Genomic DNA, 9820 nt, shown 5'->3' on the forward strand with positions numbered 1-9820 from the left:
ATCATCGCCGGATTATCCATGATCTGACAGCCGTCCCTTATAGGATGCGGGTTCACTAGGCATCGTAGTGGAACATATTCTTACCGGGCCATACAACAAACCCACCAATAATTCAAGACGTCCTCCACGGGGCGCTTACGCCTAATGCAACAGCATCTTTCTTAGTTGCCTGCGATTTTTCTTTGCTTGAGCCTGGTGCTACCGACATCTGATTGTTAGTTAGGAGTTTATTAAGTTGACCGACATTTACTGCATCATTGCTGTTAACCCCGGCTTTAACGTCGCGGATAAAGCGGGCACCTTGAGTGCCGTTTACGGAGACCGATTCGCCGTTGGTTTCAGCTGCAATAGTAATACTGCCGTCTGTCTCTGATTGGCGTACCAATCCGGACTTACCTGCATTAATATTGTTTGTTAATCCAGTAATGCTGTTTTTATTTTAGGCCAAAGTGCCATTCACCTTGTCAATGTCATTTTTTGCCTTTTCTATGCCGCCACTCAGTTCCTTGTAATTATTTTCTATAGAATGTGTGTTCTTTGATATGCCATCAGCGTTTTTACTGACATTCTCATTAGTACTAAATAGCTGTGAACCATTAACGGCATCTTTGCTATCTTTCGAGAGTGAGCCTGGTTTAAGCTGATTAATGCTATTGTCCTTCATGTCTATCTTTCCTTTGACTTCTACGCCCTTTTTAGCTGTTATTTCCATCTTGCCATCTTTGTATCCTGTTATTTGAGTGTTTGAACGGTCAAAACCCATTCCACCTTTTTCAGTTCCAGCACTATTTAATGAAAATGCAGGATTATGATTCAAATCGCAATTTAGTATAGTTTCTCCACCTGCCCCCATACTCGTTCCTTGAACACTATCAGCGCGGCATAATTGAAGACTTCCTTACCCTTCGGTTAAATCGGCAGAAAAAGATTTTGTCGGTAAGAATGCTAAACCGGTTAACATTAATGCGAGCAGATGTCGATATTTTGCAGAATACGTCGTGAAATTTACTGGCAGTATATTTTCCATGCATGCCTTCATCCGAGCAAAGTAACTATTCATGATTTTCACTCCTAAATTAATGGATTGATATGCCTTCTATATTGAAAATAAATTGCGTGCCGGTTAGTAAAACTAGCGTTTTTAGAGCATCAAAATACCGTCACTTCATAGTCAGCGAGTTAGCGTTTCATTTAAAAATAGAGAATATTAATCATTCCTCCGACTGCAAAAATGATGATTGTGAATCTACGATAATTAACTAATAAGCAAAAAATTCATTTACAGCAAGCTGTGAAACCGTCACTTCAAAGGCAATCAAATAAAAACACATAATCACATATATTAATCTAGATGGATTCAGCAATAACACAACATATTTATATCGATCGTTCAAAAGAATACGATCTGGCAAACAAATTAATAACATTAATGATTTGTCTATTATTTATTTTAAATTTATGTTGTCCGGCAATTTGTGTTCAATGTTTCAGCTTATTGGGAGGCGTCCGCATTTCATCCATGGGCGTAAAACCTAAGAAATTATGTATGTTAACTTAACCTAAAATACCTTTATAATCATTATATTACATCATTTGTGATGAAATAGTGAAACGCCATAATTCTAACTATAAAGAAAAGGTAATTGTGGCGTTTTCACGGACGCGACTCTTTCGATAAAGCAAATTAATACGAGTGTCGCGAATAGTTATTAAGATATTAACCATATAGAAATTAAGCATGCTGTGTTTGGTTCTGCTCATTGCCTCCACTGATTACTCTATAGCGCAGATACGATGGTGGTAAATGCACTATCGGTTGTGGCAGCAATACTTCAAGTCATCAGATGAACTCGGCCCCTCAACGAGCCGGGGCGGCAGTCAGTGCCTCTGCGCGAACTGGCCGAGTTCGGACTTATGCCAGCGGGTCAGCGTATCGGTGAGCATGAGGGCGTTGCTCTGGCTGGCCTCAGTAGGCAAGTTATCGATTTCACCCATCACGCTATCCACATTCTCCCTCTTGCGCACCAGTTGTCGGATGGTTCGCTTCTCAGCCTCTACCATAGGGGATTGCAGGCGTTCGATAACAGCCCATATCCGCTCGCACTCTCGGGCGATATACGGGATATGACGGACTTCCATCGGTTGCGGTGAGGGAATGCCTGTGACTTCTCGTAACGCGTACCATATGCCATTGCTCCATGCCTGCTTGAAGCGGAAGTTGTGGCTCATATGCCAAATCAGGCGGGCGAGGTTGGAGGTATCGTTAGCGGTGAAGAGTTCGTGGGACTCTGGCTTGTAAACGGGATGCTCGTACTTGCCAGTCTTGCGAATCGAGGGAAGTATGTCATTGAATACCCAATCTTGGAATTGCTTCGCCTCGGGTTTGTTGCTACGGAAGATGACACGGTACAGGTTGGGTTCGTTGACGTAAACGAGTTTTTGTTTGCCACCTTCGGTAAGGGTGTAGATTTTATCTACTCCCTGGTTATCAAGCTGTTTTGCCATTAAATCGCGATGATTTTCAATATTTAGAACTTCGCAGACATCTTTCAGGCAGAACCAGGGGTCACCGTCTACTATCTGAACGCGGACATCATGGAATTCTTTGAAAGAAAATGAAATTGGTTGGGTGTTCATATTTGATTCCTTACGATTCGTTCACGTTACCCCATGTTCAGTGGGGCGGTCGGGTACTTGAACACCGTCGTAAGTCGGCCAGCAGTTTTTCCCCTAAGGGGTGTTGTATCACTACTCATTACCCGACCATAACAATCTATGGGCGTAAAGAAACCGCATAACTTTCGGGCGCGGTATCCGCTTACGATGGTGTATTCAGCACCTGAAAGCGACTATAGCGCATGGAATTTCCTTCGTCAAATGTGGGCGATTCTGGCGTGGTCGGCAGGTCGAAATGAGCGGTAAGTTATTGATAAAAATGTCGTGTATTGTTGTGTTTTGTCGCCTATTTTATGATCAGAAAAATCAATCAATATATTGATATTTATGGTTTTTATATGTTTTAGTTCCGCTGCTGGGTCAGCAGGGCGGTGGTCTCTGCGATAACATCATCACGCCGCCGGTAGCCGCCGGCCGCTGCGACCGACGCCACCTCTTCTATCAGCGCGCGAGCGAAAGCTTCGCCGCCGGGCGCCGCCGCGACCTGGCCGATGGTGCCGCGCATCAGGCAGGTAATGCCGCCCAGGCTCGAAAGTAATATCCACTTTTCCCACAGCGCGGTGGTTATTGACGACACGGCGCAGGCGTCAAAACCGGCGTTGCGCAGTGCCGCGTCGATGCGCGCCAGCCGCACTGAGCGGCTATCGTCCAGCTCGCCGTAAAATAGCTGATGCGGCGGGGTAAAATGCACAATGCGGCCCTGCGCGTCCAGCGTGGCGGCAATTTTACATACCCCGCCCATGACCGCCTCCGCGCCGAAGCGTTCACGCCAGATACCCCATGCCGTTGAGCAGCGGCACGATAGCCGTTTCCGGACCAACGGCGGGCGCAATATCCTCCATGGTCGCCGCCAGCGAAAAGACTTTCACCGTCAACAGGATCAAATCATAGTGACCCGCCCGGTCGCCGGCCTCCACAAGCGTTGGCTGCAGCACCACATCGCCGCAGGGACTGAGGATTTGTAGGCCGTGTTGGCGCAATGTCTGCGCCCGCGTCCGTCGCACCAAAAAGGTCACGTCGCGCCCGGCCTCGGCCAGCCGGCCGCCGAAATAACCGCCGGTCGCGCCGGCACCTACTACTAATATGCGCATTGCCCTCACCTTATCGAGCTGGAAAAAAGCGTCCAGACGCCGAATTCGCCGTTGCAGTGATTTCTAACATAAAGGGATAGCGTCCGTATCGCAACCGCGGGTACCTGGTTATCGCCAGCGGCGCGACGGCGCTAGGGCTGCCACAACGGATCTTTACCGTCGAGCTTACGATCGAGGAAAAAGGCGGCGCTTATCAGCGCCAGATGCGTTAACGCCTGCGGCGTATTGCCGAGCGCATAGCCGCGGCGGTCAAATTCCTCCGCATACAGACCCAGTGGATTGGCGTAGCGCAGCAGCTTTTCAAATTCAAAGTGCGCTTCGCTCAAACGCCCGGCGCGGGCCAGGCATTCCACATACCAAAATGAGCAGGCGGCAAAGGCGCCTTCTTCGCCCTCCAGGGGGTCAGCGGGCGTCTCCTCGGCGATATAGCGCCGCACCAGGCCATCATGCACCAAATGGGCGCGAATGGCGTCCAGGGTTGCCAACCACTCGGGGTCGGTGGCGCTGACAAAGCGGAATAGTGGCATCAGCAACATCGATGCGTCCAGATCTTTACCGTGCCGCGTGGCGGTGAAATGGCTGAGCTCCGGGTTCCAGAAGTTTTGCCAAATATCCTCGCGGATGGCGGCGCGGGCTTTGTCCCAACGGTCATAGGGCATCGACAGCGATCGCTTCATGCCAAGGCGCAGCGCACGGTCCAGCGCCACCCAGCACATTAAGCGCGAATGGAGAAAATGCTGCGGTTCGCCGCGCATTTCCCAAATACCCGCATCCGCCTGTTGCCAGCAGTCACACACATGGTTGACGGTGTTCACTACGTGTTGCCAGCCCTGGTGCGGGATCGTATCGCCGTATTTATTGGCCAGATAGATGGCGTCCATCAGTTCGCCATAGATATCCAACTGCCGTTGGCGGTAAGCCTGATTACCGATGCGTACAGGCCTGGCGCCGCCATAGCCGGCCAGGTGAGGTAAATCGGCTTCCGGTAGTTCGGTGCCGCTGTCGAGGCGGTAAACCACCTGCAGTTTTTCCGGATCAAAACGGCTGTTGGCCATACACTGGCCGACCCAGCGGTTGAACGCTTTCGCCTCATCGGTGTAGCCCAGCCGCATCAGGGCATAGACGCTAAACGAGGCGTCGCGCAGCCATGAGGCGCGATAATCCCAGTTGCGTTCGCCTCCCGGCGTCTCCGGCAGGCCGAAGGTGGCGGTGGCGGCGATCGAACCGTGCCGGGCGGAGGTAAGCAATTTCAGCGCCAGCGCCGAGCGGTTAACCATTTCCCGCCAGCGGCCGCGGTAGTTACTACGCGCCGCCCAGCGCTGCCAGTAGTGCAGCGTTTCGGCGAACAAGACGTCGGTATTGACCACCGCCACCCGGTCGTCGTCGGCACTGCCGAAAACGAATGTCGCCTGCTCGCCTGGACCGAGCGTAAAGGTCGCCGCCGCGGCGTGTTCTTCACATTCCAGCGCAACGTTGGCGGCCAGCCTCCGCGCGGGTTGACCAGGGGTGACAAAGGTCACCGCGCCATCGTTTAACCTGGCATCAGGCCGGGCGCGCGCGTAGTCTGGCATTGGCGCGCAGCGCATGCGCCAGCTAACGCGCCCCTTTAATACCTGTAACCGACGGATAATCAGCGGTAAACGCTCTAGATCGTCGCTAATCGGCATATAATCCGTGACTTCCGCGACCCCCTGCTGCGACAGCCAGCGGGTTTGCAGGATATTGGTATCCGGCAGGTACAGCTGTTGTAGCCGCGCGTCAGGCCAATCCGGCTGCAGACTGAACAGGCCGGCTTGCTCGCTGTCCAATAGCGCGACGAAGATCGACGGGCTGTCGAGATCGGGCCAGCAAAAATAGTCGCTGGTGGCGTCGCGCGCCACCAGCGCAGCGGAACGTAAGTCGCCGATGATGCCGCGATCGCCGATATTGCGGGTAATGCCGGGTTTGGGTAAATCCGTCATAAGAGCGCTTTCCTTCCAGCGGATCTGTAATCAATGACTTCTTAGTGTAGCTGACGCGCGATAAGGGCCGGACGCAGGCGCTTACAAAACGCACAGCCGGCCAAAAATCCATGCAATCCGGCTAGGCGTGTTCATCCGCGTATTACCGCGGCGACGTTTGCCCCCATGCTCGGCAGCGCCCTGCGGGCTCTTCACCAGGGCATAAACGTCAGCAGCGTCGGCAACTGCGATAGCAGGTAAAGGACGACGCCAATCAGTCCTCCCACAAGCGTACCGTTGATACGGATAAACTGTAAATCGCTGCCGATATTCAATTCTATTTGCCGCGACATATCCCGCGGATCCCAGCTTTTTACCGTATTGCTAATATGGCGGGTGAGAAACAGGGCGAATTCCGGTGCCATTTTCGCCACTGCCAATTCCATATGATGATTTAACGACGCGTGCACGCCGGGGTCGCGGGACAGGGTTTCGCCCAGCCAGCGGCCGGATTCCGCCACCCGGGCATGCAGCAACGACGCGTCGTGCTCGAGATCCGCCTTCAGCCAGGCGCGCATATCACTCCACTGCTCGCGGATATAGCTATTCAGCGCCTCATCATTTTTCAGATACGCTTTGATCTCCTCGGCTCTGGCGGCCATCGTCGGATCCTGCTTAAGCCGCGTTATCATGTGGCAGGTGACCCGATCGAAACGCCGGCGTAATTCGTGGCCGCTGTCCTGACCGATATCATCCAAAATGGAATTGACCGCGTTGGAAATCAGGTCGGCGCTGTGATCGCCCAGCCAATCCGTTGGCAGCAGCCGTTCTTTGATGGGATGTTCGCGCTTGAACCAGCGCACGATTTGCTCGCTGATAAGCAAACGGGTCTCCGGCTTGTTCAGCAACGCGGTCAATTGCGAAATCGCCGCATCCAGCAGAGCCTGATGGCGGCCGTCGCGGGTCAGGCTATCCAGAATAGATCCCGTGGAACGGGACAAATCGATTTTATCGATCGCCGCATGTACCGCCTGGCGCAGGAAGCCCTGAATGCGCCGATCGTCGGTGAAATCCAGCAAACCGTTCAGCAACTGCAGGAGATAACCGCTTAGCCGGGCGGCATTATCCGGCGTGCTAAGCCAATTGGCGATGAGGCTCGCCGGATCGTGGCGGCGTATCAGGGCGACAATCGACGCGGTATCAAGAAATTTATCCTGGACAAACAGAGCGAGATTATCGGCAATCTTTGCCTTATTGCGCGGAATGATGGCGGTATGACGGGCGATAAAGGGCAGGGGGACGCGATGAAACAGCGCAATCACCGCAAACCAATCCGCCAGCGCGCCTACCATGGCCGCCTCAGAAACGGCTTTCAGACCGTTGACCCAGAAATTGGCCGGCAGGAAAAGCGTGAGGATAAAGACCGCCGCGACGCTGACCAACAAGGTCAGCGCCAGACGCTTTATTTTACGTAATTCGACCTCTTTGGCGGTCATCGGCCCGTCAATCGGCAAGGGTGCGGCTGAACGCATCGACGGCGATTATCGCCTGCGCCACGTCTTCAGCGCTGAGATAAGCGTTCAAGTTACGCAGGCTATCTCCTTCGCTGCAGGCCAGCGCGCCCACTTTCACCAGGTTTTCATAGGGCTCGTTTTCCAGGTGGATAGCCTTAAGCGTGGTCGGCATGGCAATTTGGCGGTAAAAGCGGATGTAGCGGGCGATTTCGTCATCCGGGCGCTGCTCCAGCACCATATGGGTCAGCGTGCCGTAGGCGACTTTTTCACCGTGGGTCAAATGATGAATATCCCCCTGAATGGCGGTAAAACCGTTGTGGATCGCGTGGGCACCCGCCAGACCGCCGTTTTCAAAACCCAGACCGGAAAGCAGGGTATTGGCTTCCACCACCGCCTCCACCGCCGGCGTAACCTTGCGCTTGGAGACCGCCTGATAGGCGCTATAGCCATAGGTGAGTAAGGTCTCCTCGCAGGCGGCGGCTATCGCCATACCGGCGATGGTCGGTTTGCCGCCGACCATCGACAGGGCATTCGTGCGCTTGACCGCCTGGGCTTCTACGTAGGTGGCCAGGCCGTCGGCGATGCCCGAGGCGAACAGCCTCACCGGCGCCTGGGCGCAAACGGCAGTGTCCACCAGCACCAATTCCGGGTTCTTGTTGTAAAAGCGGTAGCTGTCGAAAACGCCGTCGTCGCTATAGATGACCGACAGCGCGCTGCACGGGGCGTCGGTGGAGGCGACCGTCGGCACGATGGCCACCGGATGTTTCAATTCATCCGCGACCGCTTTGGCGGTATCCAGCGTTTTACCGCCGCCGAGACCGACCACCACGGACGTTTGCGCATCGCGGGCCACCCCCGCTAGCCGGAGGATTTCGTTGCCTGATGCTTCGCCATTGAAACGTTCATAATTGTAAGCAATATCAGCTTTTTTTAACGTGGCCTGCACCCGCTCGCCGGTAATACCCCATACCACATCATCCGCGATGAGAAAGGCTTTGCTGCCCAGGGCGGACAGGTAATGACCCAATTCATCCAGGACGCCGCTGCCCTGGACATATTTTCCTGGTGACGAAAAAATAAAGTTTCTCATAGACTTACCTCGGTTATTGACAATGAACTGTGCCGGCTTGCACCGACGGGTGCCAGGGTAGACAGCTGCTACGATTGTAGTACAGACGGGCAGATAGTGAGGGGCTGAGCACGCCTAACACCGTTTTTAACAAAAGGGTGCGATCCGCGAGGAGGCTGCCTGTCGGCTGACGATGACGCTAAAAGCATAATAAGCTGGTAATATTATTGACACCACCCTGCATTCTCCGGCGATGGACTCTTTGCGACGCGACCGGCCCCCGGCACGTGCGGCTGCTGCTTTTTTGATTTGCGAGAAAATTTACGCTATGCCTACGTTTTCCAAAGTTTGTATGAACGGTTTTTGGGGCTTTCTTTTCAGCGTGTTGCTAGCGTTTGGCACCCTGACGGCCGATGCGCGGGCGGATGATGCGCCGGCTGCCGCGAGCGACAGCGCCACGCCGGTTAAAATAAATACCGCGGCGGAATTGAGTAAATTGCAAAAAGGCCTCGACTCGCTCAAGCAGCAGGTATCGAACGCCACCGCGGATAACCAACTGAGCGCCCTGAACGACAGCGCCCTGCAATTGACCATCGACGCCGATGCGCTGATGACCGCGCTGCAGCCCGTCGCACTCAGCTTCAGGGGCAATTGGACGTGCTGGGCCCGGCGGCGGCGGCCGGTGCGATGAAAGAGACCAGCGCCGTTGCCCAAAGCCGTAATAGCCTGAATGCGCGCAAGGCGCTATTGGATAGTCAAATTGAGCGCGCCAAGACCATTAGCTCCAGCGACACCAAGCTGTCGGTGCAAATCGTCGATATCCGCCGCAATACTATGCGTTCGCAAATGGCGCTTAATTCGGGCAGTATTTTTTCGGCGCGTTTCTGGTCGCCGGTATTGCAGACGCAGTCTGAGGATAAGCGCCGGTTATCCAGTTTCTCCGATGATGTGGCTGACGCCTGGCAGCAGGCCTGGGCGCCGGAATGGCGCTTCGGCTCCGGCGCGCTGCTGGTGTGGTGTTTTAGTTCGCGCTGGTTGGATAAGCCGCTGGGCTGGTTTAGCATCCACATCCTGCCGGAAGGACGGCTGCGCCGCAGCTTTCTCGCCTGCTCTACCGCGCTGGTGACGGTGTTGAGCGTGAGCGTGGGGGCGCAATTACTTTATTGATTGCTCGCCCGTCTGCCGGATATGTCCGACGAGCTGGTGGATTTTGCCGATGAGGTGCTGCGTTTAACGTTTTTTGCCTCCTTGATTGCCGGGCTGGGACGGGCGTTTTTGTCGAACCATCGTCCCTCCTGGCGCCTGCCGGCGATCCCCGACGCGATTGCCCTCGCCATGAAGCCGCTGCCGCCGCTGCTGGCCATCTTTGTACTGATTTCAGGCGCCATCGAGGTAAGCGCCCCGTGGAGGACGTCTTGAATTATTGGTGGGTTTGTTGTATGGCCCGGTAAGAATATGTTCCACTACGATGCCTAGTGAACCCGCATCCTATAAGGGACGGCTGTCAGATCATGGATAATCCGGCGATGA

Annotated in this window: 11 protein-coding genes; 3 read left to right on the forward strand and 8 right to left on the reverse strand. The window is 54.1% G+C overall.

The features are described from left to right. Positions 1 to 112 precede the first annotated feature (112 nt). From ACMX3H_RS14285 to ACMX3H_RS14320, 8 genes are all read right to left on the reverse strand, one after another. Positions 113 to 385, reverse strand: a complete 273-nt coding sequence (locus ACMX3H_RS14285) for a hypothetical protein (protein WP_415211312.1) — start codon at positions 383 to 385, stop codon at positions 113 to 115. A gap of 54 nt (positions 386 to 439) precedes the next feature. Then, the gene (locus ACMX3H_RS14290) at positions 440 to 853 is read right to left on the reverse strand and encodes a hypothetical protein (protein ID WP_415211313.1); all 414 of its coding nucleotides are present in this window, start codon (positions 851 to 853) and stop codon (positions 440 to 442) included. A 1025-nt stretch (positions 854 to 1878) separates the two neighbouring features. After that, positions 1879 to 2637, reverse strand: a complete 759-nt coding sequence (locus ACMX3H_RS14295) for a Bro-N domain-containing protein (RefSeq protein WP_415211314.1) — start codon at positions 2635 to 2637, stop codon at positions 1879 to 1881. A gap of 382 nt (positions 2638 to 3019) precedes the next feature. Beyond that, complete coding sequence (locus ACMX3H_RS14300; protein WP_415211315.1) at positions 3020 to 3418, reverse strand: ketopantoate reductase C-terminal domain-containing protein; 399 nt, start codon at positions 3416 to 3418, stop codon at positions 3020 to 3022. A gap of 22 nt (positions 3419 to 3440) precedes the next feature. After that, positions 3441 to 3767 carry a 2-dehydropantoate 2-reductase N-terminal domain-containing protein gene (locus tag ACMX3H_RS14305; RefSeq protein WP_415211316.1) on the reverse strand — a complete coding sequence of 109 codons (327 nt, stop codon included), beginning with the start codon at positions 3765 to 3767 and terminating at the stop codon, positions 3441 to 3443. Positions 3768 to 3898: 131 nt separating this feature from the next. Then, positions 3899 to 5728 carry a glycoside hydrolase family 15 protein gene (locus ACMX3H_RS14310; RefSeq protein ID WP_415211317.1) on the reverse strand — a complete coding sequence of 610 codons (1830 nt, stop codon included), beginning with the start codon at positions 5726 to 5728 and terminating at the stop codon, positions 3899 to 3901. A 191-nt stretch (positions 5729 to 5919) separates the two neighbouring features. Continuing rightward, entirely contained in the window at positions 5920 to 7239 is a 1320-nt protein-coding gene (locus ACMX3H_RS14315; RefSeq protein WP_415211318.1) for a DUF445 domain-containing protein, read from the reverse strand. Beyond that, complete coding sequence (locus tag ACMX3H_RS14320) at positions 7211 to 8311, reverse strand: glycerol dehydrogenase (protein WP_415211319.1); 1101 nt, start codon at positions 8309 to 8311, stop codon at positions 7211 to 7213. The genes ACMX3H_RS14315 and ACMX3H_RS14320 overlap by 29 nt, the downstream gene beginning before the upstream one ends. Positions 8312 to 8618: 307 nt before the next feature. On the opposite strand from ACMX3H_RS14320, the gene ACMX3H_RS14325 reads away from it, so the two are divergent. The 3 genes from ACMX3H_RS14325 to ACMX3H_RS14335 are packed head-to-tail and all read left to right on the forward strand — an operon-like array spanning position 8619 to position 9709. Beyond that, positions 8619 to 8981: a hypothetical protein gene (locus ACMX3H_RS14325; protein ID WP_415211320.1), complete on the forward strand. Its 363-nt coding sequence runs from the start codon at positions 8619 to 8621 to the stop codon at positions 8979 to 8981. Then, a complete protein-coding gene (locus ACMX3H_RS14330; protein WP_415211321.1) occupies positions 8978 to 9457 on the forward strand; it encodes a DUF3772 domain-containing protein in 480 nt (159 codons plus the stop codon). Before ACMX3H_RS14325 ends, ACMX3H_RS14330 begins: the two co-directional genes overlap by 4 nt. Further along, positions 9458 to 9709: a hypothetical protein gene (locus tag ACMX3H_RS14335; RefSeq protein WP_415211322.1), complete on the forward strand. Its 252-nt coding sequence runs from the start codon at positions 9458 to 9460 to the stop codon at positions 9707 to 9709. The last annotated feature ends 111 nt before the right edge of the window (positions 9710 to 9820 follow it).

Source organism: Sodalis sp. (in: enterobacteria), from assembly GCF_047607725.1.
Lineage (GTDB): Bacteria > Pseudomonadota > Gammaproteobacteria > Enterobacterales > Enterobacteriaceae > JBLKSS01.

Excerpts from the sequence above, each read along its gene's own strand:
- ACMX3H_RS14305 (WP_415211316.1), bottom strand. The coding sequence starts at position 3,767 with ATGCGCATATTAGTAGTAGGTGCCGGCGCGACCGGCGGTTATTTCGGC.
- ACMX3H_RS14295 (WP_415211314.1), bottom strand. The coding sequence starts at position 2,637 with ATGAACACCCAACCAATTTCATTTTCTTTCAAAGAATTCCATGATGTC.
- ACMX3H_RS14320 (WP_415211319.1), bottom strand. The coding sequence starts at position 8,311 with ATGAGAAACTTTATTTTTTCGTCACCAGGAAAATATGTCCAGGGCAGC.
- ACMX3H_RS14290 (WP_415211313.1), bottom strand. The coding sequence starts at position 853 with ATGGGGGCAGGTGGAGAAACTATACTAAATTGCGATTTGAATCATAAT.
- ACMX3H_RS14325 (WP_415211320.1), top strand. The coding sequence starts at position 8,619 with ATGCCTACGTTTTCCAAAGTTTGTATGAACGGTTTTTGGGGCTTTCTT.
- ACMX3H_RS14310 (WP_415211317.1), bottom strand. The coding sequence starts at position 5,728 with ATGACGGATTTACCCAAACCCGGCATTACCCGCAATATCGGCGATCGC.
- ACMX3H_RS14315 (WP_415211318.1), bottom strand. The coding sequence starts at position 7,239 with ATGCGTTCAGCCGCACCCTTGCCGATTGACGGGCCGATGACCGCCAAA.
- ACMX3H_RS14330 (WP_415211321.1), top strand. The coding sequence starts at position 8,978 with ATGAAAGAGACCAGCGCCGTTGCCCAAAGCCGTAATAGCCTGAATGCG.
- ACMX3H_RS14300 (WP_415211315.1), bottom strand. The coding sequence starts at position 3,418 with ATGGGCGGGGTATGTAAAATTGCCGCCACGCTGGACGCGCAGGGCCGC.